The following is a 555-nucleotide window of genomic DNA, read 5'->3' as shown; positions in this document are numbered from 1 at the left end:
GCAATGCGAAAGGCCAGGTCCCCGGTCTGGCGAGTGCCCAGCCATTCCCCGGGGCCGCGCAGTTTCAGATCTTCTTCGGCAATAACAAAACCGTCGGTGGTGTCGCGCATGACCGCCAGCCGCCGTTTGCCGGTGAGTGATAGCGGGTTCTTGTACAGCAGCAGACAATAGCTTTGCTCGCCGCCCCGCCCTACGCGTCCGCGTAGCTGATGTAATTGTGCCAGGCCCAGCCGTTCGGCATTTTCCATCACCATAAGCGTGGCGTTGGGGACATCCACGCCCACCTCGATCACCGTAGTGGCGATCAGCAGTTGCGCGTCACCCCGGGAAAAGCGGGCCATCCGTTCGGCTTTTTCTTTTGCTTTCATGCGTCCGTGGACCAGCTCTACGTTCAGGTCGGGCAAGGCCACCTGCAATTCCGCGAAGGTAGCTTCCGCTGCCTGGGCCTGCAGTTCTTCTGATTCCTCGATGAGCGTGCAGACCCAGTAAGCCTGGGTATTCCCTTTTTTGGTGTCAGGGCGGCAGGCATCGTTGATCCGTTCGATCACCTGGGGG

At 60.2% G+C, this 555-nt stretch carries 1 protein-coding gene; it reads right to left on the bottom strand.

From position 1 onward, the window contains the following. On the bottom strand, positions 1–555 hold a 555-nt coding region (locus tag A3754_RS23175), incomplete at both ends, for a helicase-related protein (RefSeq protein ID WP_255363160.1).

Source organism: Alcanivorax sp. HI0083 (assembly GCF_001635175.1).
This window is presented reverse-complemented; position numbering and strand designations above follow the sequence as displayed.